Source organism: Labrys sp. E2SS-1L, from assembly GCF_057073705.1.
The window spans coordinates 402315-427723 of sequence record NZ_CP172712.1 but is presented as its reverse complement, the minus strand read 5'-3'; the positions used below and the strand labels follow the sequence as shown (position 1 = coordinate 427723).

Sequence of the window (25409 nt, the reverse complement as noted above, 5' to 3'; positions counted from 1 at the left end):
GTTCATGACCGCTCACTTCAAGTTGATGCGCAAGATTGCAATGGCCGTGCCGGTCCTTTTGCTGGCAGCGGCCTGTTCCAATCAGAATGGCGCAAGTGTTCGTTCGACTAGCCCGGTGCCGCAGGCCCTGATTGCCGAAATGCAGGCCAAGGGCATGGCGCGTTCCGCGCCCATCCTGGTGCGCATCTACAAGAAGGAGTCCGAGCTCGAGCTCTGGAAGCAGACCTCGAGCGGACGTTATGCCCTGCTCAAGAGCTATCCGGTCTGCCGCTGGTCCGGCCAGCTCGGTCCGAAGAAGAGCGAGGGTGACCGCCAGGTGCCCGAAGGCTTCTATGCGGTGAGCATGAGCAGCCTCAATCCGAATTCGCAATATTACCTGTCCTTCGACATAGGCTACCCCAACAGCTTCGATCGCCAGCTCGGCCGGGCTGGCGGCAACATCATGGTGCACGGCTCCTGCTCTTCGCGCGGCTGCTTCGCCATGACCGACAAGCAGGTGGCCGAGATCTATGCCGTGGCGCGCGAGGCGCTGCAGGGCGGCCAGGCTTCGTTCCAGGTGCAGTCGCTGCCCTTCCGCATGACGCCCGAGAACATGGCTCGGAATCGCCGCAACCCCAATATCGGCTTCTGGCAGAACCTCAAGGAAGGCACCGACAACTTCGAGGTCACCAAGCAGACGGTCAAGGTCGATGTCTGCAAGGGCCGCTATGTCTTCAACGGCAATGGCGGTACAGATTGCGGGATCGCTCCCGCCAGCCAGAATGTGGCAGCCGCCGTCTACGAGAAGCGGCGCGGCGACGATGCCAAGGTGACTGCGCTGGTTGCCTCCGGCACCAAGGCCGTCAACTATATCTATCAGGATGGCGGTTCCAATCCGGTGTTTACCGCGCGTGCCGTCGACCAGTCGGCGGTGCCTGGCAAGGACCGGCCCTTCAGCTATTCGCGCGTCGACGTGACCGAGGTCGCCCTCAACGACGCGGGTGCTCCGGCCACGGAAGCGGATGCGAATGCCGCTCATCGCGTGACCTATGCAGCAGCCGAAAGCCTGCTCTATTCGGAAGCCGCCGTGGCTCGCAAGCCGATCAAGGGCGTGGCCGACCCGAAGGCTGTCGCCAAGCGCCAGGAAGCCGTCTATGCCCGGCTGATGGGTAGCAAGTTCCAGGCTCCGATGCCGCAGAAGCCGCTGGCGATGACGGTGGCCGCGGCGCCTGTGTCGTCCAGTGCTCCGGCAAGCCAGCTGGTGGCCTCGGCGGCACCGGAAGGCCAGCCCTTCTATGCACGCTGGCTGGGCTTCGCGCCGACCGAGCAGCCGGCTTCCCCGGTTACGGCGATCAAGGTCGACCCGATCCAGACCGGCACGGTGCCTGACACCAAGCCCAAGCAGGGCAAGGCAAAGACGCTGACGCCGGGCAAGCCGATGATGGCCGCGACGGCGCTGCCGGCCGCCCAGATGGCCGAGCTGCCGCCCGCGATCACCAATCCGCCGACCGAGCAGCCTTTCTACAAGCGTTGGCTGGGCCTGGGCGGCGAGCAGGGCGCCACGGCGACCAACTGACCTGATCTTTCTTGATCGATTGATCCGTGAGCCCTTTCCCGGCATGGGAGAGGGCTCATTCATTGGGCGTGACGAGATCCGATGGCTGATCGTCGTGCCCATATCCAGGCTTCGGCCTCACCTCGGGTGACAGGCAGTCTCCAACTGTTGCAAAATCAATCTCGCCGCCACCGTCTGGATCCTTGATGCCATGTCGCTCGATGTCGTCGATCTCCGCGACTTCTACTCGACCAATCTGGGCATCGTGGCCGGCCGCCTGATTGCCACCAAGATCCGGGCGCGCTGGAGCGACCTTCGCGGCCAGCGCGTTGCCGGCATCGGCTTTGCCGCACCCTATCTCACCATGTTTCGCGAAGAGGCCGAGCGCGTCGTCTCCTTCAATCCGGCGACGCAGGGCGTGCTGGAATGGCCCGAAAACGGCCCGCTTGCCGCTGCTCTGGTCGAGGAGACCGAATTGCCCCTGGCGGATGGCTGCCTCGACCGGGTACTGGCCATCCATCTGCTCGAGGAGGCCGATTCCGCTCTCGACACGCTGCGCGAGATCTGGCGGGTGCTGGCGCCCGGCGGTACGGTGATGCTGGTGGCACCCAACCGGCGCGGGGTCTGGGCCCGCTCCGATGCCACGCCCTTCGGCAATGGCCGGCCTTTCTCGCGCCCGCAATTGACCCGCTTGCTGCGCGATGCGCTGTTCTCGCCGGTGAACTGGACGGAAGCCCTCTATCTGCCGCCAATGTTCCATGGCTGGGCGCTGCGTTCCGCGCCTGCTTATGAGCGCTTCGCGGCTCGTTTTGCATCGCCCTTTGCCGGCGTGCACATCGTGGAGGCCTCCAAGCAGGTATTCCGGCCGATCACCGTGCGCGCCAAGCGGGCGGTGTCGCCGAAATTCACGCCGGTGCTGCTGCCGAGCCCGGCGGCCGGGCGGGTTGCCGACGGGGCGTGAGCCTGCGCTGCCGCTTACTCGATTCTTCGTCCAGATTGCGCTGCCCCTCACCTTACCTCTCCCCGTAAGAACGGGGCGAGGGGACTTCGGCGGTGCGTTTCATATTGACGGCAAACTATCTCGCCCAACCGACGGGCGAGATGAGAGGTCCGAGGATCGATCGCAACGCTTACGCTTCCTCGCCCCGTTCTTACGGGGAGAGGTAAGATAAGGGGCGGCACGACGATGCCTACGGCGTCAGCGAAGTCAACCTCTCAGCGCCTTCGCAGCAGGAATACCGCCTGCTCGCCGAACAGGTTCCAGAACCACCAGGGCGCCCTGACCTGGACCGGCTGGCCCGACAGCGTCAGCGCCTCGGCCCGTTCGATCACCGCATCGAGGCCGCGCGCCATCTCCACGAAGTCCCGGATCGAGCAGAAATGGATGTTGGGCGTGTCGTACCAGGCATAGGGCAGGTTGTCGGTCACGGGCATGCGGCCGCGGAACATGATCTGGCTGCGGATGCGCCAATGCCCGAAATTCGGGAAGGAGACGATGGCGCGCCGGCCGATGCGCAGCATGTCTTCCACCACCTGGCGCGGATTGCGGGTCGCCTGCAGGGTCTGCGACAGGATCACATAGTCGAAGCTGTCGTCGGGATAGTCGGAGAGGTCGGAATCGGCATCGCCCTGGATCACGGCCAGGCCGCGCCCGACGGCGGCGTTGACACCGAGCTGGCTGATCTCGATGCCGCGGCCATCGACGCCGCGCGTCGCCTCCAGCAGGGACAGCAATTCGCCGTCGCCGCAGCCGACGTCGAGCACGCGGGCACCGGGGATCACCATGTCGCGGATCTGCAGGAAATCGAGGCGGCTGCCCGGTGCGGCCGTGGCGCTGCGCTGAGCCGTCATCGTCCTGGTGTCGCGCGGGCGGAACCTGTTCATGCCACGCCTCGCTCGCGGGCGGCGGCGCCGACGAAGCCGCGAACCATGTCGAACAACTCGGGAATGTCGAGCAGGAAGGCATCGTGGCCCTTGTCGGTCTCGATCTCGACGAAGGAGACGCGCGCGCCGGCGGCGTTGAGCGCATGCATGATCTGGCGCGAGGCGCTGGTGGGGAAGAGCCAGTCGGAGGTGAAGGATGCCACGCAGAAGCGGGTATGCGTGCCCTTGAAGGCGGCGGCGAGGGAGCCGCCATGCTCGGCGGCGAGGTCGAAATAATCCATCGCGCGGGTGACATAGAGATAGGAATTGGCGTCGAAGCGTTCGACGAAGCTCAGGCCCTGGTAGCGCAGATAGCTTTCGATCTGGAAATCGGCATCGAAGGTGAAGGTGCGCGTCGCGCGGTCCTGCAGGTTGCGGCCGAATTTGCGCTGCAGCGCGTCTTCGGAGAGATAGGTGATGTGGGCGGCCATGCGGGCGACCCCCAGGCCCTTGGCCGGACGGGTGTCGGCTTCGAGATAATGGCCGCCGCGCCAGTCGGGGTCGGCCATGATCGCCTGGCGACCAACCTCGTTGAAGGCGATGTTCTGGGCGGTATGGCGGGCGGCACTGGCGATGCACAGTGCCGAAAACACGCGTTCGGGATAGGCGGCGGCCCATTGCAGCGCCAGCATGCCGCCCATCGAGCCGCCAAGCACCGCGAACAGGCTCTCGATGCCGAGATGGTCGAGCAGCATGGCCTGCGCCCGCACCATGTCCGCGATGGTCACGACCGGAAAATCGAGGCCATAGGGCCGGCCGGTTGCCGGATTGGTCGAGGCCGGGCCCGAAGAGCCCATGCAGCTGCCGATCACATTGGGGCAGATCACGAAGAAGCGCTCGGTGTCGATCGGCTTGCCCGGCCCGACCAGGGTGTCCCACCAGCCGGCGCGCCCGGTCACGGGGTGGATGCTGGCGACATGCTGGTCGCCGGTGAGGGCGTGGCAGACCAGCACGGCGTTGGACCGCTCGGCGTTCAGTTTGCCGGCCGTTGTATAGGCGATGCGCAGCGGCGCGAAATCGATGCCGCTGTCGAGGCGGAGCGGGCGTTCCGAGCCGAAATCGACGACCAGGCTGTCATCGGGCTGGTCTGCCTGCTTGCGGGCCAGTTCCGGGAAGCTTGCCCGCAGCTGCTCACCTTCCGACATGCGCCTGCATTTCCCCCGTCGCCCAAGCCCGTTCGACAAATACGTTCGATTTGCCGAACGTTTCGTTCGATACATCCAATATCATGCGGCGTAGCAAGTGCAATGGCGTTGCGGATGGCGGCCATCGTGCGTTTTCGCATCTTCCGGTTGCACAAGCTCGCGAGAGCGCTTTGCAGCACCCGCAGCCACGGCTAGACATGATGAGATCTAGTCTGATCTGGAAACCGCCATGCCCGATATTCCGCTCACCGCAACCACAGCCGTCATCGTCTTGGCCATTGTCCTGCTGTTCTTCCTGATGAAGATGGTGAAGACCGTACCGCAAGGTTACAACTACACGGTCGAGCGTTTTCGCCGCTACGCCTATACCATCCAGCCCGGCCTCAACATCGTACCGCCGATCTTCCATCGCATCGGCGTGCGCATGAACATGATGGAGCAGGTGCTGGATGTCCCGACCCAGGAAATCATCACCCGCGACAATGCTTCGGTGGCGGTCGACGGCGTCGCCTTCTTCCAGGTGATCGATGCCGCCAGGGCTGCCTATGAGGTCGCCAATCTCAACAGCGCGATCCTCAACCTGCTGATGACCAATATCCGCACCGTGATGGGCTCGATGGACCTGGACCAGCTGCTTTCCCATCGCGACGAGATCAACAATCGCCTCCTGACCGTGGTCGATGCGGCGGCGACCAGCTGGGGCATCAAGGTCACCCGCATCGAGATCAAGGATATCGTGCCGCCGGCCGATTTGATCGCCTCGATGGGACGCCAGATGAAGGCCGAGCGCGAGAAGCGGGCGGTCATCCTCGAAGCCGAGGGCCAGCAGCGGGCGGAGATCCTGCGGGCCGATGGCCGCAAGCAGGCCCAGGTGCTGGAAGCCGAAGGGCGCAAGGAAGCCGCCTTCCGCGATGCCGAGGCGCGCGAGCGCGCGGCCCAGGCCGAAGCCGCGGCGACGCAGGTCGTCTCCGAGGCCCTGTCACACGGCAATGTCGCCGCGCTCAACTACTTCATCGCCGACAAATATGTGAAGGCGATGCAGGCGATGGCGACGGCACCGAACCAGAAGGTGATGGTGCTGCCGATGGAAGCGACGGCCTTGATCGGCTCGCTTGCCGGCATCGGCGAGATCGCCAAGGCCACTTTCGGGGACGCAGCCTCGCCGGCTAGGCGCGCCGGCTCCGGCGTGCCGCGTACCGGGCAGGATTGAGACGGAGGCGCCCATGAACGAACTTGCGTCCATCAATGTCTGGGGATGGTTCGTGCTCGCCGCCGTGCTGATCGGCCTGGAGGTGTTCCTGCCCGGTGCGTTCATGATCTGGCTCGGCCTCGCCGCAGCGGCTGTCGGTGCCATCAGCTTCTTCCTGCCCTTGGGCTGGCCGCTGGCCCTGCTGCTGTTCGCGGCTCTCGGCGTGGTCTTCGCCTGGATCGGCCGGCATTTCGCTCGCAGGGCCGATGCATCCGACAAGGAGCAGCCTTTCCTCAATCGCCGTGCCGATGCACTCGTCGGCCAGAGTTTCACCCTGGCCGAACCGATCGTGAACGGCGAGGGGCGCATCCGGGTCGGCGACACGGTGTGGCAGGTCCGGGGAACCGACGCGGGCACCGGCGCGCGCATCAGGGTGGTGCGCGTCGAGGGGGGGTGGCTGGCGGTGGAAGAAGTGGTCAGGCAGGCGTGAGGGGAGGAACGATCCACAGAAGCGCAAAGTTAAAGCGGGAGGCGCGACGTCAGCTACCCCTTCGCCCCGTTCTTACGGGGTGTCGTCAACTCTCTTGAGTTGACCAGAGGTAAGGATGAGGGGCTGCGCAAATCTAGAAAAACCGGGCCTTGAGCCGCCCCTCACCTCTATCCTCTCCCCGTAAACGGGGCGAGGGGGCTCATATGTCGAGCTCTATCTCTAACCGGTTCATCTCGCCCAATCCCTTAAAATCGCGCTTATGACGAAAGACCCCCGCCATTCCGCCACACTTTCACGCCGCCGCCATGTCCCGTATCTGCGCCGGCGTGATGCCGTCGGCCCTGAGAGCCCGCAGGCTGGTGGAACGGGCGGACTTCGACAGCTTCTCGCCGTCGGGGCCGAGAAGCAGGCCATGATGATGGTAGACCGGCTCAGGCAGGCCGAGCAGGGCCTGCAGCAGGCGGTGCAGGCCGGTGGCATGGTAGAGATCCCGCCCGCGCACGACATGCGTGATGCCCTGCAGGGCATCGTCGGCCACCACGGCGAGATGATAACTCGCCGGAAACTCCTTGCGCCCCAGCACCACGTCACCCCAGCGCTCCGGCGCGGCAGGAATCGCCTCGGAGCCCGCGCCTCGGGGCGCTGCCTGCTCCTGCCAGGACAGGGCAGGCGCCAGAGGCCCGGCCTTGGCCAGGGCTGCCGTCATGTCGAGCCTGAGGGCAAAGGGTTCGGCCGGATCGCGTCCGGCAGGATCGTCGGCGCGGGCGAGCGCGGCGCGGGGATAGAGCGGGGTGCCGTCCGGGTCGCGGGGATGACCTGGCCGGTCGGTGGCCGCGGCAATCTCTGCCCGCGACGCATAGGAGCGGTAGAGCAGCCCCATGCCGGCAAGGCTGTCGAGGGCCTGGCGATAGTCATCGAAATGTTCGGATTGGCGCCGCGGCGAGGGTTCGAACGGAAGGCCCAGCCAGGCGAGATCTTCCAGCAGGGCAGCGACGAATTCCGGGCGGCAGCGGGTGGTATCGATATCCTCGATGCGCAATAGCAGGCGCCCGCCGGCGGCCTTCGCCCAGCGTTCGTTCTCGAAGGCCGAAAGCGCATGACCGAGATGGAGATGGCCGGTCGGACTGGGAGCGAAGCGCAGGAGGGGGCGGATCGATTGATTTGTCACGCCTGTGGTGTAACACACGGGCATGACCGTGATCATCCGTTCGCGCACTGAAATCCTCGCCGGAGTCGAGGCCTTGCGCGCGCTCGATCCCAGGCTGGCCGCCATCCATGACCTGTGCGGTGAGCCGCCCTTGCGCCGCAACGAGGGCGGTCTGGAGGGACTGGCCTGGATCATCGTGTCCCAGCAGGTCTCCGTCGCCAGCGCCCGGGCGATCTGGGCGCGCACCAAGGCGGTGTTCGATCCTTTCACGGCGCAAAGACTGGTCAGCGCCCCCGAGGCAGATTTTCGGGCCGGTGGCCTGTCCATGCCCAAGATCCGCACCCTCAGGGCTGTCGGCCAGGCAATGCTGGAGGGGCTCGATCTCGATGCCCTCGCGGTGCTCAGCGCCGATGCGGCCCGCCTCGAACTGACCAGGGTCAAGGGCATCGGTCCCTGGACGGCCGACATCTATCTGATGTTCTGCCTCGGCCACGGCGATGCCTTCGCCTCGGGCGATCTTGCCCTGCAGGAAGCGGCGCGCATGCTGCTCGACCTCGAAAAACGCCCGGATGCCGCAGAGCTTGCCCGCATTGCCGAAGCCTGGCGCCCCTGGCGCAGTGTTGCCGCCCGTCTGCTCTTTGCCTATTACGCCAAGATGAAGAACCGAGCAGGCGTTGCCTTGGAGTAGACGGTGCGACGTATTTTCGTCACGCAAGGGTGCTCAGTGGATCCATGAGTTGCTTGAGGAGAGCAGAATGACGACACTCGACGGGCCCCGCCTGCCTGCCAAATCCGGAAAAGCCCGCCAGCTCGTCGTGTTCCTGCATGGTTATGGCGCCGATGGCAACGATCTGATCGATATCGGCCGTGCCTGGCAGGAACTCCTGCCCGACACCGCCTTCGTATCGCCCCACGCGCCCGAGCCCTGCGCCGGAAGTCCCTTCGGTCGTCAGTGGTTCCCGTTGACCTTCCAGGTCCCCAATGAGCGTTGGCACGGCGTCGAGAAGGCCCGGCCCGTGCTCGATGCCTTCCTGGACGAGGAGCTCAAGCGCGAAGGGCTGGATGAGGCCGCGCTCGCCCTGGTTGGTTTCAGCCAGGGCACCATGATGGCGCTGCATGTCGGACTTCGCCGCCCCAAGGCGATGGGGGCGATCGTCGGCTATTCCGGCGTGCTCGTCTGCCCGGACGGGCAGCTGCCCGCGGTGATGGCGCCTCAGATCACGGCAAGGCCGCCGGTATTGCTGGCCCATGGCGACCAGGACCAGGTCATTCCTCCCTTCGCATTGCAGTTCTCGCAGGAAGGGCTCAAATCCCTGGCCGTGCCGGTCGAGGCTCATATGAGCCGTGGGCTCGGCCACGGCATCGACAACCAGGGCCTGCGGCTTGGCGGCACTTTCCTGGCCCAGGCGCTGACGCGCGCGGCGTAGGCCGACAAATGCAGCGCGGCTGGCCGAGTCGTCTCCTTCACCCCACCCGCCGCGCTTTCCTGCGTGGCACGGCGGCACTCGGCCTGGGCACGCTGGCTTCGCCGGCCATCGTCAGCCAGGCGCTCTCCTCCTCGGGGGAACTGACCTATCTGGGCTGGTCGGGTTATGATTTCAGCGCCCTGTTCCGCAGCTTCACCGAGAAGACCGGCATCACCGTCAATTTCGTCGAGCAGCCCGACCAGGAGGCCATGCTGGCGCAGGCGCGCATCGCTGCCCAGGGCGTGGGCGCCGACATCGTCGAGCCCTCGCTCGACCGCCTGCCGGAATGGCTGCAGGCGGACCTGCTGCAGCCCTGGGACGACGGCAATGTCGGTCTCGATCTCTATGACAAGGCCTTCCTGACCGGTTCGGCCATGCATAAGGGCCGGCGCTATTTCCTGCCGGTGGTCTGGGGGGCGGAGGCGTTGGCCTATGCGCGCCAGGCGGCGGCGCAGACCTATGGCGCCGCCTCCCTTGCCTCGCTCTTCGATGACAAATATCGCGGCAAGGTCGCAATCAGGCCCTCGACAGGCCTGGCGGCGATGGGCCGGGTGCTGGAAGCCGAGGGCAAACTGCCGAAACCCTGGCTCGACGGCTACAAGGACGAGGCGACCATGCGCCAGCTCTGGGACCTGGCATTGGCCGAGGCGACCCGGCGCAAGGCGATGATCGGCCAGTTCTGGAGCAGCGACAACGATGCGCTCACGGCTTTCCGCAGCAAAGGCTGCACGCTGGGATTGACGTGGGACACCACGGCGCAGGTGCTGGCTGGCGACAATGTCGGCTTCGTGGCGCCCAGGGAGGGCGCCTTCGGCTGGCTGCAGGGCTATGGCCTGCTCAAGAATGCCCGAAACGCCGAACAGGCGCATGAATGGGCCCGCTTCATCGTGACACCGGAAGCGTCGGCCGCCTATGCCACGGCTTTCTCCGCCAATCCCGTGGCTCGAGGTGCCGTCGATCGGCTCGATCCCAAGCTGCGGGATTTCCTCCGCGCCGCCTATCCCGACGATGCCCTGTCGAAGATCTGGTGGTGGCCGGCTCAGCCGCCCTGGTTCGTCGCCCTGCGTAGCGAATATGCGCAGAAATGGCAGGCGGCGTGAGAGGGGGCACTAAGGAGCAATCCGCAAATAACGAATTGAATCGGCTCGACCTTTGTCATTGCCGGGCTTGACGCGGCAATCCAGCCATTCCCTCCAGGCACTCAGACAGGGCCGATGGATGCCCGGGTCAAGCCCGGGCATGACAAAGGCGGCGTTTCAGCTATTTCCAGACGGTGTCCAGGGATGTCGAGAGAGGTAGGGATAGGGCAATGCGATCTCTTTAAGTCGTTTTTCACACCCCCACCGTCGCGGCGATCTTGTCCATGCTCCTGGCGAGCTTGAGGTCGAGCTCCGTCAGCCCGTCGACGTCATGGGTGGAGAGGGTGACGTCGACGGTCTTGTAGACATTCGACCATTCGGGATGATGGTTGAGCTTCTCGGCGGTAAGGGCAGCCCGCGCCATGAAGCCGAAAGCTTCGCTGAAATTGCGAAAGACAAAGACGCGGCGGATCGCATCCCGGCCTGGTGTCAATGCCCAGTTCGAAAGTTCGGCCAAGGCGGATCGACGCTCGTCCTCGTTCAGTTTCGCTTGGGGCATGCCGGCCTCCTTCGATGCGTTTGAGCCATGGCGGCGAGGATGCCGCTTCGCGGGCAGCAAGGACGACGTCAGCGCAACGCGGCTTCTTCGCGGCGCTGCAATTCATAGGCCTCTTCGACGATATAGGGGCCGCCGCCCACCGAATCGCGCGAGGAGTAGAGCACGAAGCGCTCGGCGGTGAAGCCGAGGCGGCCGCCGCCGCGCAGGGCAAGCCAGTCGGCGGTGAGGCGTGCCGTGGCTTCGCTGCGCAGCCGCGCGAGCGTGATGTGCGGCGTATATTGCCGATTCTCGATCGGCACGCCGAGGCGGCGGAGCAGGCGCTCCTGCACGGCCTGCAACTCCATCAGGCCCGGGTTGGGCAGCACCCTGGCATAGACCGATTTAGGCCTGCTGCCGCCGAAGGCATCCAGCCCGTCGACGACGATATCGACAATGGGGCGGCGAATGCCGTCGAGGGCTTCGGCGACATCGCGCGCCAGCCCGTCATCGATGTCGCCGATGAAGGACAGGGTGATGTGATAGTTCTCGACGTCGATCCAGCGGGCACCGGGCAGGCCGCCGCGGAGCGTCGACAACTTCATGCCGATGATGGGAGGAACTTCCAGAGCGGTAAACAAACGCGGCATGGCACGAACGCCGTATAGTTATCGTCGGAGATTCAATCCTAGAGAGTTTTACCGCCGAGGGGAAAGCGCAAAGCGTCGCGGCCTCTCGGCGGCCTGTTTTTTCTGCGGAAAACGAGGAGGGCCAGCGCGGGCGGCTGGCCCGCCGCGCCCTCACGGTGCCGGGTTCATGTGCAACTGGTGAATGGCGTCGATACGCGCCTCGAGCTCGGCCGGAATGGCGATGTCGATCGATCCGATGGCGGTTTTGAGCTGCGCCATGGTGGTCGCGCCGATGATGGTGGCGGTGGTGAAGGGCCTGGTGTTGACGAAGGCCAGCGCCATCTGGGCCGGATCGAGGCCATGCTCGCGGGCGAGGTCGAGATAGGCGTTGAAAGCGGTGTCGGAGCCGGGCTTCTCATAGCGCTGCAGCCGGTTGAACAGGGCCTTGCGCGAACCGGCCGGCAAGGCGCCGTCGCGGTATTTGCCGGTGAGATAGCCCTGGGCCAGAGCGGAATAAGCGAGCAGGCCGAGCTGCTCGCGCATGGCGATCTCGGCCAGGGCGGTTTCGAAGGTGCGGTTGACCAGCGAATAGGCGTTCTGGATCGACTGCATGCGTGCCAGGCCGCGCGTCTCGCTTTCGGTGAGAAAGCGCATCGCACCCCAGGCGCTTTCGTTGGAGAGGCCGATCCAGCGGACCTTGCCGGCCTTCACGAAGCCGTCGAGCACGTCGAGCTGCTCGGCAATGCTGCTGGTCTCGTCGGCCGGGCTGACGCGGAAGGCCGTGGGATTGGAGCCCCAGGGCATCGAACGCTCTGGCCAGTGGAGCTGGTAGAGGTCGATATGGTCGGTCTGGAGGCGCTTGAGGCTCTTGTCGAGGGCCTCGGTCATCTGGGCGCGATTGAGCCGCGTCGGCTCCTTGGCGTCTCGCAGCCAGACCGAGGTGCCCGCACCGGCGACCTTGCTGGCGAGGATCACCTTGTCGCGCGTGCCGCGCGCCTTGAACCAGTTGCCGATGATGCGCTCGGTCGAGCCGGCGGTCTCCGCGCGCGGTGGAACCGCGTACATTTCGGCGGTGTCGAAGAAATTGACGCCCTGTTCGAGGGCATAATCCATCTGGGCGAAGCCATCGGCTTCGCTGTTCTGTTCGCCCCAGGTCATGGTGCCCAGGCAAATCACGGAAACGTCCTGGCCGGTGCGGCCGAGCTTATGAAATTTCATGAAAGGAATCCGGAAAAGGGAGGACGCCTGTTTGACGCAAGGAAGGCGGGCTTGGCAAGCCCTGTCGGCAAGTCCTGTCGGCAAGCCGAGGCGGCGGTACGGCAGGCGGCTGTCATCCCCTGCCCATGGCTGCTGCCAGGCGGAGCATGGCGTACTCAGCGATAGAAATCACTCGGCGGCAGGCCGAAATGCCGCCGGAACATCGCCGTGAAGGCACTCTGGCTGGCATAGCCGCTGTCATAGGCGACATCGATGATGCGGGCGCCGCTGGCCAGACGCTCCAGGGCGAAGAGCAGCCGGGCCTGCTGGCGCCATTGCCCGAAGGTCAGCCCCGTCTGCCTGGCGAACAGCCGGTGCACCGTCTTGGGCGTGATGCCGAGCCGCCGCGCCCAGCCCTGCGCCGTCTCCTCGTTTTCGGGATGGGCGATCAGGTGTCGGCAGACGGTGCGCAGGCGGACATCCCTCGGCATCGGCAGATGAAGCGGCAGGACATCGAGAAGCCTGAGCTCGTCGAGCAGCAGCTGCATCAGCCTCTCGTCGCGGCCGCCGGCGGGATAATCGAGCGGGATGGCGACCGCCGCAACGATCAGTTCGCGCAGCAGGGGCGAGACGGCGATCACGCAATTGTCGCCGGGCAGGGCAGCGGAGACGGTGGGATCGATGAAGACGGTGCGGATCTTGACCTCGCCGCACATGCGCACTTCGTGCTCCAGGCCGCCAACCAGCCAGACGGCGCGGTTGGGCGGCACCACCCAGCTGCCGGCCTGCGAGCGGACGATCATCACGCCCTGGATGGCATAGAGCAGCTGCGCGCGCGGATGGGCATGCCAGCCGGTGTCGGAGCCGTCGGGGTAATCGATCTCCATCGCCACGACGGCCCGTTCGGTGTCGTGGAAGGCGAGATGGCGGGTGGTACGGTCGTCGTTCATGTCTCAATCGCAATAGTCAATGTTAGATTAGCGTGAGACGGACTTGGTGAAAAGCGGCAGTGTCCGCCCCGTTCACTTCACGGGTATGCCATGTCCTCCCAGCCCACCTCCGCCAGTCCCCTGTCCTTGCTCTATCCCTTCTTTGCCATCGTCCTGTGGGCCGGCAATGTCATCGTCTCCAGGCTGTCGGCCCACGCCATCGGGCCGCAGGCCATCACCTTCTATCGTCTCGTTCTGGCGATCGGCCTGATGACCCTCTTCGTCGGCCTGCCGGCCTGGCGCAACCGGGCTGTCCTGTGGCGTCATCTTGGCGAATTCGCCGTGCTCGGCTTCCTGGCCATGTGCCTGTTCCAGAGCCTGTCCTATCTCGCCGCCGGCTCGACCACGGCGACCAACATGGCGGTGTTCACGGCGCTGTCGCCCCTGCTGACGGTGGCCTTGAGCGCGCTGATGCTGGGCGAGCGGCCGACCATCGGCATGGTCGGCGGCGGCATCCTCTCGATCGTCGGCATCGTCTATCTGGTCAGCGCAGGCGATCTCGCCAGCCTGGCCCGGGACGGCGTACACCCGGGCGATGCCCTGATGCTGCTGGCCGGCCTCGTCTACGCGCTCTATTCGGTGCTGCTGAAGCGCTGGAACCTGCCAGTCTCGGGCTGGCAGTCGACCTATATGCAGGCCTTGTGCTCCCTGGCCGTGATGTTCCCGGCTTTGCTGGCGACGCCGGCACCGCTCAGGGCCCTCAACACGGAGACGCTGCCGCTGATCGCCTATGCCGGCTGTGCGGCCTCGGTGGTGCTGCCGGTCTTGTGGATCCGCGGCGTCGAGCAGCTCGGCCCCAGCCGCTGTGCCATCTTCCTCAACCTGCTGCCGGTGTTCACGGCACTTGCCGCCATCGTCATGCTGGGCGAGCCTATCCGCTCCTACCACGTCATCGGCGGCGGCCTGGTGCTCGCCGGCGTGATCGCGGCGCAGTTGCTGAAGCGGCCGCTGGGCCGACGGGTGGCGGTCGAACTGCCGGAGTGACGCCGATCCTAAGGGCGATGTCCCGGTGCAAGCGATGCTATACGCTCACCGCCTGCACCCCGCGGCCTTCCTCGCCGAACACCTTCAGGTAGCGATCGATGGCCTCCTTGCCGCCGGTGGCCTTGGCGAGGTTGTCCGAGAGCTTCACCGCCGGCTTGCCGTTGACCGAGGTGATCTTGCAGACCAGCGAGATCGGATCGAGCAGCGGGATGGGGTGCGAACCGCAGCCGCGGAAGTCATTGGTGAGATTGGTGCCCCAGCCATAGGAGGGGCGCATGCGGCCGTTGAAATTCTTATGGGCGGTCTCGATGGAATCGATGTCGAGGCCGTCGGAGAAGATGATCAGCTTCTTGGCCGGGTCGCGGCCGCGCGCCCTATACCAGGCGATGATCTCCTCGCCGGCCTGCTGGATCGGTTTGGAGTCGGGGCGCATACCGGTCCAGTCGGCCACCCAGTCGGGGGCTCGTTCGAGGAAGGCGGCGGTGCCGAAAGTATCGGGCAGCACGATCAAGAGATTGCCGTCATAGAAGTCGCGCCACATTTCCAGCACCTTGTAGGGCGACTCGCGCAGGCAGCCATCCTCCTCGCACAAAGCCGCATAGACCATGGGCAGCTCATGGGCGTTGGTGCCGATCGATTCCAGATCGTTGTTCATGGCGAGCAGCACGTTGGAGGTCCCGACGAAGGCCGAGCCGAGGCCCTCCTTCATCGCCTCCACGCACCAGCTCTGCCACAGGAAGGAATGGCGCCGCCTGGTGCCGAAATCGGAGATCTTCAGGTTTTCCAGATTCTTCAGCCGCTCGATCTTGTCCCACAGCTTGGCCTTGGCGCGGGCATAGAGGATGTCGAGCTCGAAACGGCCCATGGAACGGGTGGCGGCCCTGGATTTCAGCTCGTTGATGATGGCGAGCGCCGGCACCTCCCACATGGTGGCCTGGCTCCAGGGCGCGTCGAATTCGAGCACATAATCGCCATTCTCGATGCGCAGATCATACTCCGGCAGGCTGAAATCGGCGAGCCAGTCGAGGAATTCAGGCCGGAAGATCTGCTGCTTGCCGTAGAAGGTGTTGCCGCGCAGCCAGATCAGTTCGCGCTTGCCGAAGCGCAGCGTGCGGGCGTGGTCAAGCTGGTCGCGCAGTTCCTTCTCGTCGATCACCGTGGCAAGGTTGATCGACTTGGTGCGGTTGATCACGGTGAAGGTGGTGCGCACATTCTCATGCCGGGCATGGATGGGCTGCAGCATCAGGAGCTTGTAGAAGTCCGTGTCCAGGAGGCTGCGGACGATCGGATCGAGCTTCCAGGTCCGATCATACACCCTCTTGGCAATATCGATATTCATGAAAAGTGCCCCAAGCCGCCTTTGCCGGCGAAAGAGCGGACCATGCGTGGATTGCAGGCCAAGATCAAGATGCTGGGCGTACGGACATTTTACCCTCCCCTGGAGGGATCGGCGCTTCCGCTTGGAAGTGCCTGGGGTCGAGGCGAAGCCTCGGGGTGGGGTGACTTCTTCACAAAATGAAAGTCACCATCATCACCGTCTGCGTATTTTCACCCCACCCCGGCCCTGTGGGCCGACCCTCCCCCTCCAGGGGAGGGTAAAGATGCCGCGCTTGACGCCCGGCGATGCGACCTCCCATAAGTCCTACCAAACAGGGCGTCGAACCGATCGGCGCGCGACTCTGGGGCATGGAGACGGGAATGGCGGGCGACGTCGCGGAATCGACCTCGGTGGCGGGGGCAGGCTTGCCGAAGATCGCCTGGGGCAAGGGCCTCGTGCTCACCGATGTCGACGGCAAGCACTATCTCGACGGCTCGGGCGGCCCGGCGGTCTATTGCCTCGGCCATGGCAATGAAGAGGTCAACCAGGCGATCAAGGATCAGCTCGACCGCATCGCCCATGGCTATCGCTACAATTTCACTTCCGATCCCCTGGAAGAGCTGACCGAGCGTGTCGGCCGGCTCTGCGGCGGCACGCTCAAGCAGATGGTGTTCGTCTCCGGCGGTTCGGAGGCGGTCGAATCGGCCTTGAAGCTCGCTCTGCAATATTTCGCCGCCCGGGGCGAGATGAGCCGGCGGCGCTTCATTTCGCGCGAGCGCTCCTGGCACGGCAACACGCTGGGTGCGCTGGCGCTCTCGGGCTTCCGCGAACGCCGCCTTTCCTTCGAGGGCGCGCTCGTCGACGTGCCGCTAATATCGCCCGCCAACGTCTACCGGCCGCCGGCCGGCGTGGCACCGGAGGATGTCGGCGCGGCCTGCGCGCAGGAATTGGAAGACAAGATCCTGGAGCTCGGCCCCGACAAGGTCGCTGCCTTCGTCTTCGAGCCGGTGGTGGGCGCGGCCGGCGGCGTGGTGCCGGCACCGCCGGGCTATGCCAGGAAGGTACGCGAGATCTGCGATCGCCATGGCGTGCTGATGATCGCCGACGAGGTGATGTGCGGGGCCGGACGCTGCGGCACCTGGCGGGCGCTCGAACATGACGGCGTCTTCCCTGACATCATGACGGTGGCCAAGGGCCTGGGCGGGGGGTATCTGCCGCTTGGGGCGGCCGTCTATTCCGACAGGGTCGCCGAGCCGATCAACGCCGTCGACGGCGGGCCGCAGACCGGCCACACCTTCACCGGCCATACCGCCGCCTGTGCGGCCGGCGTCGCCGTGCAGCGCATCGTCGAGCGCGACGGGCTGGTGCAACGCGTCGCCGTGAAGGGTGAGGAATTCAAGCGCATTTTGGCCGATGCCCTCCACGGCATTGCCCAGATCGGCGATATCAGGGGCCGCGGCTTCTTCACCGGCATCGAGATCGTTGCCGACCGCGACAGCAAGGAGCCCTTCCCGGCGGAGAAGGCGCTGTTCCTCAGGATCCGTGCGCGCGCCTTCGCCAACGGGCTGATCTGCTACCCTTCGGGCGGCAATGTCGACGGCATCAAGGGCGATACCGTGATCCTGGCGCCGCCCTACAACGCCACGGACGGCGAGTTGAGCGAAATTGCCGGGCGCTTTGAGGTATCGCTGCGCCAGGCCCTCAAGGATATTGGAGCATAGAGGCTGTCATGGCGAACAAGGTCATCATTTCCTGCGCGATCACCGGCTCGATCCACACCCCTTCGATGTCGCCGCATCTGCCGGTGACGCCGGACGAGATCGCCGCCTCAGCCATCGAAGCGGCAAAGGCCGGGGCCGCCGTGCTGCATCTGCATGCGCGCGATCCCGAGACGGGGGCGCCGACGCCCGATGTGACCGTGTTCGAGCAGTTCGTGCCCCGCATCCGCCAGGCCACGAACGCCATCGTCAACATCACCACCGGCGGTTCGGCCCGCATGAGCATCGAGGAGCGCCTGAAAGGACCGGCGAGCCTGCAGCCGGAAATGTGCTCCCTCAATCTCGGCACCATGAATTTCGGGCTCTATCCGATGCTCGACCGGCCGCGTGAGTGGAAGCACGACTGGGAGGTGCCCTTCCTGGAAGCGACCCGTGGCGGCATGTTCAAGAACACGCTTGAAGATATCGAGCACATCCTCACCACCATGGGCCCGCTCGGCACGCGCTTCGAATTCGAGTGCTACGATGTCGGCCATCTCTACACGCTCGCCCATTTCCTCGACCGCAAGCTGGTGACGCCGCCGCTCTTCGTGCAGACCGTGCTCGGCATCCTCGGCGGCATCGGCGCCAATCCCGACAGCGTGGTCGACATGCGCCGCACGGCCGACAAGCTGTTCGGCAAAGATTATCAGTGGTCGATGCTGGCCGCCGGCCGCAACCAGATGGCGCTCGGCACCATGGCGGCGGTGATGGGCGGCCATGTCCGCGTCGGGCTGGAAGACAATCTATGGATCGGCAAGGGCCAGCTCGCCAGCTCCAATGCCCAGCAAGTCACCAAGATCCGCACCATCCTGGAGGAACTGGGCCTGGCGATCGCCACGCCGGACGAGGCGCGCGCCATCATCGGCATCCGGCCGCGCTGATGCGGATCCGTCCCGCCACGCCGGAGGATTGCGATGCCATCGCGGCGATGGTGGGCGAGCTTGCGGCGCTGTTCGGTGTGGCGGCCGGTACCACAGGTGACATCCTGCGGGCCGAGGCTTTCGGCGCGGTTCCGCGCATCGGCATCGCCGTGGCGGAAGCGTCCCAAGGTGTCCTGGCCGGCTATCTCGTGCACCAGGACAGTTTTTCGACCTGGCGCGGCGCCAATGGCGTCTTCGTGGTCGATCTCTATGTCGCGCCGCAATGGCGTAATGATCGCATCGGCATCCGCCTCCTGGCGGAGGTGGCCCGCCGTGGCCGCCAGCGTGGCGCGCGCTTCATGCGGCTCGATCTCGATGCCGGCAATGAAGCGGGGTTGCGGTTTTATCGGCGGCACGGCTTCCGCACGCTCGACCACGATCGCTTCCTGGTGCTGGACGAGCCGGGCTTCATCGATCTGATCGAAAAGAGTTGAGTGTGAGCACGATCGAGATTTCCGACCTGCGTGACCAGCCGCATTTCCTCGAGACGGTCGCTGACCGCGTCTGGCGGGCCTGGTGGCAGGAACAGGGTGAGAGCCTGGAGACCGTGGCGGGCCTGTTTGCAGAAAACCTGACGACCAGGGAAGTGTTGCCGGCTTGCCTGGTAGCTCACCGGGGCGACGACTTCGTCGGCACGGCCTCGCTGATCGCCAGCGATCTGGAAGAACGACCGGCCCTGGCGCCTTGGGTCGCCGCGGTGTGGATCGAGCCGGAATTCCGTCGCCTGAGGCATGGAGCCGCCATCGTGGCGGCTGCGGCGAAGCTGGCCTTCAGCCGCGGTTTCGCCCAGGCCTATCTCTGCGCCGAGAGTGACAAGCGTGCCTTCTACGCCGGGTTGGGATGGCGCCATACCGAGGAGGATGTCGGCCCATACGCCCTCGATATCTTCGAGTTGAGGGCGCCAGTGGGCTGATTTAGGTACCCAAAACGGCTTCTACGCCATAATGCCGCCCGCAATTTCTTCCATCAGGCGGCAACAGCCTCTGGAGCAAGGCCTGTCCAGCGGAAACGCTCCTTTGCTCTGGTCCCCCGTTTCGTTGCGTGTTTGCGCTTCTTGGTAATTCCACCGAAGCGCAAAACACTCTAGTTTCGCGCCATGTTTCGTTCGCTTTCCCGCCTTTTGCTGCTGTGCAGCCTGCTTTTCACGCTCCTGGCTGCGCCCATGGCGGCGAGGGCGCAGGACGACCAGGCCCTGACCGGTTTCCAGACGGGGCTTGCCCTCGACAAGAAGTCTCTCGACGATATCGCGACCCAACTCGCCACCATCACCGATAGTGGCGACGAGGCACAGAAATCCCTGCAGGACCTGCGCGAGACGGTCAGCAGGAGGCGTGCCGATCTCGTCGCGCTGCTCGGCACCATGATCCCGGCCCGCGACAAGGCCAAGGCGGCGCTCGATGCCTTTCCGCCGCAGCCCAAGCCGATCGACCCGCCCGAGGCCAAGGCCACGACCGACGCCCGCAAGGCGGCTTCCGACCTGCTCGCCAAGCTGAACGATGTCGCCGCCGAGACGCAAAAGCAGATCTCGCGCGCCGACCAGCTCGGCAACACCATCACCGTTCGCCCCTTCAACAACGCCTTGGCCAGGGAACAGAAGTCTCTCGACGACGTGGAAGCGGGTCTTACCAGCCTCCCCCCCGATCAGGAGAAGGCGTCCAAGATCCTGGACGAATTGCGTGGTACGGTCGATACGGCCGTCACCAATCTTTCGGCGCTGCAGGCGAAGGTCTCGCCCTTGCTGGATCAATCCAAGGCAAGACTGGCGCAACTGGGTGAGCCTGATCCGTCGGAAAGCGCCGATATCGCTGAGACGCGCGCGACACAGAACGATTTGCAACAACAGCTCAAGGATGTGATCAAGCGGGCGGGTGACCAGTCCTCAAGAGCGGCGGGCTTCTCCAACACCATCATCGAGTTGCAGCGCGAGCAGCTCACCGGCCGCCTGCTCAAGAGCGGCGACAGTCCTTTTTCGGCTGAATTCTGGGTTCCGGTGCTGGAAAACCTGCCCAGGGCCGGGGAACTGGCGAGGAACGCGTTCTCGGATCACAGCAGCTATCTGGTGTCGAAGGTCAATTCCACCAGCATCGCCATCTTCCTGCTGACCATCGCCATCGGCTATGCCGTCACGCAGTTCCTGCGCATGCGCATCCAACGCTGGCGCCTGCGCCTGCCGCGCAGCAAGCGGGCGTCGCGGCGTTACGTCGCCTCGCTCGATGCGGTACTCGGCATAGCCCATATCATGCTCGGCGTGCCGGTCGGGATCACCGTGGCGGTACTGGCCTTCGGTTTTTCCGGGCTCTTGCCGGAGAAAGTGCTCGCCGATTACGGCTCGAGCCTGATTGCCGCATCCTCGATCGGCTTCGGCCTGTGGGCGCTGGCGCAGGCGGTGCTGGCCGAGGGCCACGCCGAATTGCGCCTGCTGCCGCTGAGCGACTGGGCCGTCCGCCGTATCGGGCGGCGCATGGGCTGGCTCGCAGTGGCGCTTGGCCTGTCCGTTCTCCTGAATGGCGTCATCGAGCATCTCCACGCCGATCCCTCCCTCAGCGTCGCGCGCGAGACGATTTCGGCCATCATCTATCTCGGCATCATCGTCTCCCTGCTGATCCGCCTGCGCAGCGCGCCGCCGACAGTGGTGGACGGGCGTACGCTGACACCAGACGAGGACCTGACGGGGCTCGACATCCTCAGGCCGATCGGGTGGCTCTCCGTGCTGGTGATGGCCGTGTGCCTTGCCATCGGCTACAGCACGCTCGCGGTGGCGGCGGCGGTCTTTCCGCTGCTCGTCCTGTGCGTGGTTGCGGCAAGCTATCTGCTCACCACCCTGGTCGATTCGGCCCTGACCGAAAGGCTGATCTCGGACGTCGACCGCCGCCGCGCCGTGGCGAGCACCATCGGCGTCACCGCCAAGCAGGTGACGTTCGGGGCAACCCTGCTCTCCGGCGTCCTGCGCTTCCTGATCATCGCCTTTGCCGTCGGCAGCCTCGGCCTGCCCTTCGGCCTCTATTCCACCGACATGGCACCGGCGATCCAGCGTGCCTATTTCGGCTTCAAGATCGGCGAGCTGACGATCTCGCCCTCGTCGATCATCAGCGGCGTGGTGCTGTTCATCATCATCTGGGCGGTGATGCGCCTGATCAAGGGCTGGCTCGGCAACACGCTGCTGCCGCGCACCTCCCTCGATTCGGGCGTGCAGAACTCGATCGCCACCATTATCGGCTATCTCGGCTTCATCCTCGCCATTTCCGCCGGCCTGTCGGAGATCGGCGTGAGCTGGCAGAATATCGGCATCGTCGCCGGCGGCCTTTCGGTCGGTCTGGGTCTCGGCCTGCAGGGCATTGCCGGCAATTTCGTCTCCGGCCTGATCCTGCTGGCCGAAAGGCCGATCCGCGTCGGCGACATTATCGCCGCTGCCGGCGAGGAAGGCTATGTCCGCCGCATCAGCGTGCGCTCGACCACGCTGGAGACCTATGACCGTGCCACGCTGATCATCCCCAATTCGACCCTCATCACCGGCTCGGTGAAGAACTGGGTCTATGGCAATACCTGGAGCCGGCTGCGCATCGCCCTGACTGTGCTCTATGACAGCGACATCGATGCGGTGAAGGCGGCCATGCTGGCGGCGCCGGAGGATGATCCGCGCATCCTGCCGACGCCGAGGCCCCAGGTCTACATGACCTCGATGGATGCTGGGCTGGAGTTCGAGCTCATCGTGATGGTCGCCAGCATGGAGACGCAGGTTGCCGTGAAGAGCGACCTGCTGGCCCGTATCTTCAAGAATTTCAAGGCCAAGGGCATCCGCCTGCAAGGCCAGGGCGCTGCGGCGCCGCCGCAGCGGGTCATCCTGTTCGAGCCCGAACTGCAGGCGGCGATGACCGCCAAACTCAAGGGCGACAAGCCCGAGGCGGAGGCTTCTGCCACGGAGCCGGCCGCCGCCAAGCCTTCAACCCCGCCGGCCCCGGCGGGATCCTGACCGTGGAGAACTCGATGTCGCGCATGAGGGTGGCTGCGGCCGCTTTTCTTGTCTTGGGTGTTACCTTGGGATTGGGCGGCTGCGCCCTCACGCAAAAGCCCGAAACCGTTTCCTATCAACGCCGCCCCGTATCCTTCAATCCCGCCGAGGCCCGGGATTGGCTGACCCGATATCGCCAGAGCAAGGGCCTCACCGCGGTGGCGCTCGATTCGCGCCTGACGGCCTTTGCTCAGAACCAGGCCAATGCCATGGCCTCGTCCAACCAGCTCTCCCATTCGATCGGCGGCAGCTTCTTCACCCGCGTCAAATCGGCTGGTCTCGACGATTCCAAGATCGGCGAGAACGTCTCCTACGGCACCTATACCGATCTCGACGCCATGAAGCAGTGGAAGAACTCGCCCGAGCATGACGAGAATCTGCTGATGCCGGGTGCCACCCGCTTCGGCATTGCCATTGCCAGGGCCGGCGAGCGGGTCTATTGGGCCATGGCGGTCGCCGGTGAACCCAGTCGGCCGGAGGAGGCGCAGGCCTTCGGGGCCGGCCCGGTGGTGCGCGTGGTACGCCGGCCTACGCGCGTGAAAAGCTCCGGAGGCCTCTTCGGCGGCCTGTTCGGGGGATGAGTGCGGCATGAACGAGCTGGACAAGCAAGACTACGACATCGCCGCGCGCGATTTTCGCTGGGAGCTGCCGGCTCGCTACAATATCGGCGTCGATGTCTGCGACGTCTGGGCCCGGCGCGAACCGGACCGGCTCGCCATCCTGCGCCGGCTTCCTGGCGGCGGCAGCGAGCGTATCAGCTATGGCGCCCTGCGCGAGGCCTCCGACCGCTTCGCCTTGGCGCTGAAACGCCTGGGTATCCGCAAGGGCGACCGCGTCGCGATCCTGCTGCCGCAATCGCCGGCGGTGGTGATCGCCCATCTCGCCGTGGCCAAGCTCGGTGCCATCTCCCTGCCGCTCGCCGTGTTGTTCGGCCCGGATGCGCTGAGCTTCCGCCTGCGCGATTCTGGGGCCAAGGCGGTGCTGCTCGACGAAAGCGGGCTCGCCAAGCTCGGCGAGATCGAGGCGAGGCTGCCCGACCTGGAGACGGTGATCAGCGTCGATGGCGCCAGCGGCGGGGCGCTCGACTTCCGTCGTCTGATCGCCGGAGCAAAGGGGGAACTGGCGCCGGTCGCCTCGACGCCCGACGATCCGGCCATGATGATCTACACCTCCGGCACCACCGGCCAGCCCAAGGGTGCCGTGCACGGCCATCGCGTGGTGCTCGGCCATATTCCCGGCCTGCGCTTTGCCCATCCGGGCCTGGGCCGGCCCGACGACGTGATGTGGACGCCGGCCGACTGGGCCTGGGCGGGCGGCCTGCTCAACGTGCTGCTGCCCAGCCTGGCCCTGGGCGTGCCGGTGGTGGCCGGCCTTCATGCCAAGTTCTCGGTGGACGAGGTGCTGGGATTGCTCTGGGACTTCAAGGTCCGCAATGCCTTCCTGCCGCCCACGGCGCTGCGCATGCTGCAGGCGGCGCATCAGCCCGGTCAGGTCTATCGCACCCATCTGCGCTCGATCATGTCGGCCGGCGAGACGCTGGGGCCGGGCACCTATGCCTGGGCCGAAGCCGCCTTCGGCTTTCCGGTCAACGAGCTCTACGGCCAGACCGAATGCAATCTCGTGCTCGGCTCCTGCCATGAGCTCGGCGTCTCCAGGCCCGGCGCCATCGGCAAGGCCGTGCCCGGCCATCGCGTGGCGGTGGTCAACGAAGAGGGGCAGGAAAGCCCGACGGACGAGATCGGCGAGATTGCCGTGCGCGCGCCCGATCCGGTGATGTTCCTGGGATATTGGGGCAATGCCACCGCCACCGCGGCGAAATATCGCGATGGCTGGCTGATGACCGGCGACAAGGCACGCCGCGACATCGACGGCTATGTGCATTTCGTCGGCCGCGGCGACGACATCATCACCTCGGCCGGCTACCGCATCGGACCCGGCGAGATCGAGGACTGCCTGATGCGCCATGCCGCCGTCGCCATGGCGGCTGTCGTCGGCATGCCCGACACCCTGCGGACCGAGATCGTCAAGGCCTTCGTGGTGCTCAAGCCGGGCTTCACCGCGTCGGACGCCATGACCGCCGACCTGCAGCTCTTCGTGCGCGAGCGCCTGTCCGCCCACGAATATCCGCGCGTGATCGCCTATGTGGATGCGCTGCCGCTGACCTCGTCGGGCAAGATCATCCGCCGGGCACTGCGCGAGCTCGACTGAGGGCGCTCTTTCTGTCCGAAGCGGGTGGCGCTCTTCCCAAAACAAAACCGGCCGGGAAATCCCGGCCGGTGCAATCCGTGCAACACTCTTCTGCGATCAGCGGCGGTCGCCGAGCAGGCGCAGCAGCATGATGAAGAGGTTGATGAAGTCGAGATAGAGCGTCAGCGCGCCATGAACGGCGAGCTTCTCGCCCTCGTCACGGCTGAAGCTGTGCGCATTCTCCACATAGAGCGACTTCAGCATCTGGGTGTCATAGGCGGTCAGGCCTGCGAAGATACCCACGCCTGCGACGCTGATGATGAAGGTCAGCATGCCCGAGGGGAAGAACAGATTGACCAGGCTGGCGAGCAGCAGGCCGATCAGACCCATCATCAGGAAGGCGCCGAAGGCCGAGAGGTTACGCTTGGTGGTGTAGCCATAGAGGCTCAGGGCACCGAAGCTGGCGGCCGAGATGAAGAAGACGCGAGCGATCGAGCCATGGGTGTAGACGAGGAAGATCGTCGACAGCGACAGGCCCATGAGAGCCGAGAACACGTAGAACAGAACGCGCGTGGTTTGAACCGAGCGACCTTCCGTCCCCATGTTCATCCAGAACACCATGCCAAGGGGGGCGAACGCGACGACCCACTTGAAGGGTGAGTTGAACAGGAACATGCCGAACGAATTCAGCTCGACGATCTTGCCCGCCTCGTTGACCACGATCCCCGAAGCCATATAGGCGCCGAGCGCCACCAGGCCGGTGATGGCCACGCCCAAGGTCATGTGGTTGTAGACCGCGAGCATGAATGCGCGCAGGCCCTGATCGATCGCCGGTGCTCCGGCGCGGACGTCGGAGACGGTGCCGGCCGAGAAACGAGGATCATTGAAAGCCATGTGTCTCTCCAGAT

General features: G+C 65.3%; 24 protein-coding genes. 15 read left to right on the top strand and 9 right to left on the bottom strand.

Annotated elements, in window-relative coordinates:
* Positions 1-4 precede the first annotated feature (4 nt).
* The gene (locus ACIGJE_RS01910) at positions 5-1555 is read left to right on the top strand and encodes a L,D-transpeptidase family protein (RefSeq protein WP_415084715.1); all 1551 of its coding nucleotides are present in this window, start codon (positions 5-7) and stop codon (positions 1553-1555) included.
* A gap of 190 nt (positions 1556-1745) precedes the next feature.
* On the top strand, positions 1746-2495 hold the full coding sequence (locus tag ACIGJE_RS01905) for a methyltransferase domain-containing protein (protein ID WP_311937718.1): 750 nt from the start codon (positions 1746-1748) through the stop codon (positions 2493-2495).
* 254 nt (positions 2496-2749) lie between these two features.
* Here the strand turns inward: ACIGJE_RS01905 and metW are convergent, their stop codons facing one another.
* Positions 2750-3418, bottom strand: a complete 669-nt coding sequence (gene metW, locus ACIGJE_RS01900; RefSeq protein ID WP_376717685.1) for a methionine biosynthesis protein MetW — start codon at positions 3416-3418, stop codon at positions 2750-2752.
* Positions 3415-4602 carry a homoserine O-acetyltransferase MetX gene (metX, locus tag ACIGJE_RS01895; protein ID WP_483679179.1) on the bottom strand — a complete coding sequence of 396 codons (1188 nt, stop codon included), beginning with the start codon at positions 4600-4602 and terminating at the stop codon, positions 3415-3417. Before metX ends, metW begins: the two co-directional genes overlap by 4 nt.
* A 229-nt stretch (positions 4603-4831) precedes the next feature.
* Between metX and ACIGJE_RS01890 the strand changes: the two genes are divergently transcribed.
* Positions 4832-5812, top strand: a complete 981-nt coding sequence (locus ACIGJE_RS01890) for an SPFH domain-containing protein (RefSeq protein ID WP_311937714.1) — start codon at positions 4832-4834, stop codon at positions 5810-5812.
* Positions 5813-5825: 13 nt separating this feature from the next.
* Positions 5826-6281, top strand: a complete 456-nt coding sequence (locus ACIGJE_RS01885; RefSeq protein WP_483679178.1) for an NfeD family protein — start codon at positions 5826-5828, stop codon at positions 6279-6281.
* A gap of 292 nt (positions 6282-6573) precedes the next feature.
* On the opposite strand, the gene gluQRS is transcribed toward ACIGJE_RS01885, so the two are convergent.
* Complete coding sequence (gene gluQRS, locus ACIGJE_RS01880; protein ID WP_483679176.1) at positions 6574-7473, bottom strand: tRNA glutamyl-Q(34) synthetase GluQRS; 900 nt, start codon at positions 7471-7473, stop codon at positions 6574-6576.
* Between gluQRS and ACIGJE_RS01875 the strand changes: the two genes are divergently transcribed.
* The 3 genes from ACIGJE_RS01875 to ACIGJE_RS01865 all read left to right on the top strand — a co-directional run bounded on the left by ACIGJE_RS01875 (position 7472) and on the right by ACIGJE_RS01865 (position 9994).
* Complete coding sequence (locus ACIGJE_RS01875) at positions 7472-8116, top strand: DNA-3-methyladenine glycosylase family protein (RefSeq protein WP_367626124.1); 645 nt, start codon at positions 7472-7474, stop codon at positions 8114-8116. The genes gluQRS and ACIGJE_RS01875 overlap by 2 nt on opposite strands.
* A gap of 67 nt (positions 8117-8183) precedes the next feature.
* Positions 8184-8855, top strand: a complete 672-nt coding sequence (locus tag ACIGJE_RS01870) for an alpha/beta hydrolase (RefSeq protein WP_367626125.1) — start codon at positions 8184-8186, stop codon at positions 8853-8855.
* 8 nt (positions 8856-8863) lie between these two features.
* Positions 8864-9994: an extracellular solute-binding protein gene (locus ACIGJE_RS01865; RefSeq protein ID WP_483679175.1), complete on the top strand. Its 1131-nt coding sequence runs from the start codon at positions 8864-8866 to the stop codon at positions 9992-9994.
* A 232-nt stretch (positions 9995-10226) separates the two neighbouring features.
* Here the strand turns inward: ACIGJE_RS01865 and ACIGJE_RS01860 are convergent, their stop codons facing one another.
* The 4 genes from ACIGJE_RS01860 to ACIGJE_RS01845 all read right to left on the bottom strand — a co-directional run bounded on the left by ACIGJE_RS01860 (position 10227) and on the right by ACIGJE_RS01845 (position 13284).
* Positions 10227-10532: a 4a-hydroxytetrahydrobiopterin dehydratase gene (locus ACIGJE_RS01860; protein ID WP_483679173.1), complete on the bottom strand. Its 306-nt coding sequence runs from the start codon at positions 10530-10532 to the stop codon at positions 10227-10229.
* A 68-nt stretch (positions 10533-10600) separates the two neighbouring features.
* Positions 10601-11158, bottom strand: coding sequence for an RNA 2',3'-cyclic phosphodiesterase (thpR, locus tag ACIGJE_RS01855; protein WP_367626128.1), 558 nt, complete (start codon positions 11156-11158; stop codon positions 10601-10603).
* A 150-nt stretch (positions 11159-11308) separates the two neighbouring features.
* A complete protein-coding gene (locus tag ACIGJE_RS01850; protein ID WP_483679171.1) occupies positions 11309-12355 on the bottom strand; it encodes an aldo/keto reductase in 1047 nt (348 codons plus the stop codon).
* A gap of 155 nt (positions 12356-12510) precedes the next feature.
* Positions 12511-13284, bottom strand: a complete 774-nt coding sequence (locus ACIGJE_RS01845) for an AraC family transcriptional regulator (protein ID WP_483679170.1) — start codon at positions 13282-13284, stop codon at positions 12511-12513.
* Positions 13285-13374: 90 nt separating this feature from the next.
* Between ACIGJE_RS01845 and ACIGJE_RS01840 the strand changes: the two genes are divergently transcribed.
* Positions 13375-14307 (top strand): DMT family transporter, encoded by a 933-nt coding sequence (locus tag ACIGJE_RS01840; RefSeq protein WP_311937695.1) that lies wholly within the window; start codon positions 13375-13377, stop codon positions 14305-14307.
* A 37-nt stretch (positions 14308-14344) separates the two neighbouring features.
* Here the strand turns inward: ACIGJE_RS01840 and ACIGJE_RS01835 are convergent, their stop codons facing one another.
* The gene (locus ACIGJE_RS01835; RefSeq protein ID WP_415084702.1) at positions 14345-15646 is read right to left on the bottom strand and encodes a nicotinate phosphoribosyltransferase; all 1302 of its coding nucleotides are present in this window, start codon (positions 15644-15646) and stop codon (positions 14345-14347) included.
* Between the two features lie 359 nt (positions 15647-16005).
* On the opposite strand from ACIGJE_RS01835, the gene ACIGJE_RS01830 reads away from it, so the two are divergent.
* From ACIGJE_RS01830 to ACIGJE_RS01800, 7 genes are all read left to right on the top strand, one after another.
* Complete coding sequence (locus ACIGJE_RS01830) at positions 16006-17346, top strand: aspartate aminotransferase family protein (RefSeq protein ID WP_311937692.1); 1341 nt, start codon at positions 16006-16008, stop codon at positions 17344-17346.
* Positions 17347-17354: 8 nt separating this feature from the next.
* The gene (gene kce, locus ACIGJE_RS01825) at positions 17355-18266 is read left to right on the top strand and encodes a 3,5-dioxohexanoate:acetyl-CoA acetone transferase (protein ID WP_311937690.1); all 912 of its coding nucleotides are present in this window, start codon (positions 17355-17357) and stop codon (positions 18264-18266) included.
* Positions 18266-18739, top strand: a complete 474-nt coding sequence (locus ACIGJE_RS01820) for a GNAT family N-acetyltransferase (protein ID WP_311937688.1) — start codon at positions 18266-18268, stop codon at positions 18737-18739. The genes kce and ACIGJE_RS01820 overlap by 1 nt, the downstream gene beginning before the upstream one ends.
* Before the next feature lie 2 nt (positions 18740-18741).
* Positions 18742-19218 carry a GNAT family N-acetyltransferase gene (locus ACIGJE_RS01815; protein ID WP_483679168.1) on the top strand — a complete coding sequence of 159 codons (477 nt, stop codon included), beginning with the start codon at positions 18742-18744 and terminating at the stop codon, positions 19216-19218.
* A gap of 183 nt (positions 19219-19401) precedes the next feature.
* Positions 19402-22275 carry a DUF3772 domain-containing protein gene (locus ACIGJE_RS01810; RefSeq protein WP_483679166.1) on the top strand — a complete coding sequence of 958 codons (2874 nt, stop codon included), beginning with the start codon at positions 19402-19404 and terminating at the stop codon, positions 22273-22275.
* Between the two features lie 14 nt (positions 22276-22289).
* Positions 22290-22895 (top strand): CAP domain-containing protein, encoded by a 606-nt coding sequence (locus ACIGJE_RS01805; RefSeq protein WP_483679164.1) that lies wholly within the window; start codon positions 22290-22292, stop codon positions 22893-22895.
* A 7-nt stretch (positions 22896-22902) separates the two neighbouring features.
* Positions 22903-24522 (top strand): AMP-binding protein, encoded by a 1620-nt coding sequence (locus ACIGJE_RS01800; RefSeq protein WP_483679162.1) that lies wholly within the window; start codon positions 22903-22905, stop codon positions 24520-24522.
* Between the two features lie 96 nt (positions 24523-24618).
* Here the strand turns inward: ACIGJE_RS01800 and ACIGJE_RS01795 are convergent, their stop codons facing one another.
* On the bottom strand, positions 24619-25395 hold the full coding sequence (locus ACIGJE_RS01795) for a Bax inhibitor-1/YccA family protein (protein WP_311937678.1): 777 nt from the start codon (positions 25393-25395) through the stop codon (positions 24619-24621).
* Positions 25396-25409: the final 14 nt, after the last annotated feature.

Bases quoted from the DNA above. Each gene is read 5' to 3' on its own strand.
- metW (WP_376717685.1), bottom strand. From the start codon at position 3,418: ATGAACAGGTTCCGCCCGCGCGACACCAGGACGATGACGGCTCAGCGC.
- ACIGJE_RS01875 (WP_367626124.1), top strand. From the start codon at position 7,472: ATGACCGTGATCATCCGTTCGCGCACTGAAATCCTCGCCGGAGTCGAG.
- metX (WP_483679179.1), bottom strand. From the start codon at position 4,602: ATGTCGGAAGGTGAGCAGCTGCGGGCAAGCTTCCCGGAACTGGCCCGC.
- kce (WP_311937690.1), top strand. From the start codon at position 17,355: ATGGCGAACAAGGTCATCATTTCCTGCGCGATCACCGGCTCGATCCAC.
- ACIGJE_RS01850 (WP_483679171.1), bottom strand. From the start codon at position 12,355: ATGAAATTTCATAAGCTCGGCCGCACCGGCCAGGACGTTTCCGTGATT.
- ACIGJE_RS01890 (WP_311937714.1), top strand. From the start codon at position 4,832: ATGCCCGATATTCCGCTCACCGCAACCACAGCCGTCATCGTCTTGGCC.
- ACIGJE_RS01805 (WP_483679164.1), top strand. From the start codon at position 22,290: ATGTCGCGCATGAGGGTGGCTGCGGCCGCTTTTCTTGTCTTGGGTGTT.
- ACIGJE_RS01870 (WP_367626125.1), top strand. From the start codon at position 8,184: ATGACGACACTCGACGGGCCCCGCCTGCCTGCCAAATCCGGAAAAGCC.
- ACIGJE_RS01810 (WP_483679166.1), top strand. From the start codon at position 19,402: ATGTTTCGTTCGCTTTCCCGCCTTTTGCTGCTGTGCAGCCTGCTTTTC.
- ACIGJE_RS01840 (WP_311937695.1), top strand. From the start codon at position 13,375: ATGTCCTCCCAGCCCACCTCCGCCAGTCCCCTGTCCTTGCTCTATCCC.
- ACIGJE_RS01830 (WP_311937692.1), top strand. From the start codon at position 16,006: ATGGCGGGCGACGTCGCGGAATCGACCTCGGTGGCGGGGGCAGGCTTG.
- ACIGJE_RS01885 (WP_483679178.1), top strand. From the start codon at position 5,826: ATGAACGAACTTGCGTCCATCAATGTCTGGGGATGGTTCGTGCTCGCC.
- ACIGJE_RS01860 (WP_483679173.1), bottom strand. From the start codon at position 10,532: ATGCCCCAAGCGAAACTGAACGAGGACGAGCGTCGATCCGCCTTGGCC.
- ACIGJE_RS01795 (WP_311937678.1), bottom strand. From the start codon at position 25,395: ATGGCTTTCAATGATCCTCGTTTCTCGGCCGGCACCGTCTCCGACGTC.
- gluQRS (WP_483679176.1), bottom strand. From the start codon at position 7,473: ATGCCCGTGTGTTACACCACAGGCGTGACAAATCAATCGATCCGCCCC.
- ACIGJE_RS01845 (WP_483679170.1), bottom strand. From the start codon at position 13,284: ATGAACGACGACCGTACCACCCGCCATCTCGCCTTCCACGACACCGAA.
- thpR (WP_367626128.1), bottom strand. From the start codon at position 11,158: ATGCCGCGTTTGTTTACCGCTCTGGAAGTTCCTCCCATCATCGGCATG.
- ACIGJE_RS01800 (WP_483679162.1), top strand. From the start codon at position 22,903: ATGAACGAGCTGGACAAGCAAGACTACGACATCGCCGCGCGCGATTTT.
- ACIGJE_RS01910 (WP_415084715.1), top strand. From the start codon at position 5: ATGACCGCTCACTTCAAGTTGATGCGCAAGATTGCAATGGCCGTGCCG.
- ACIGJE_RS01905 (WP_311937718.1), top strand. From the start codon at position 1,746: ATGTCGCTCGATGTCGTCGATCTCCGCGACTTCTACTCGACCAATCTG.
- ACIGJE_RS01820 (WP_311937688.1), top strand. From the start codon at position 18,266: ATGCGGATCCGTCCCGCCACGCCGGAGGATTGCGATGCCATCGCGGCG.
- ACIGJE_RS01865 (WP_483679175.1), top strand. From the start codon at position 8,864: ATGCAGCGCGGCTGGCCGAGTCGTCTCCTTCACCCCACCCGCCGCGCT.
- ACIGJE_RS01835 (WP_415084702.1), bottom strand. From the start codon at position 15,646: ATGAATATCGATATTGCCAAGAGGGTGTATGATCGGACCTGGAAGCTC.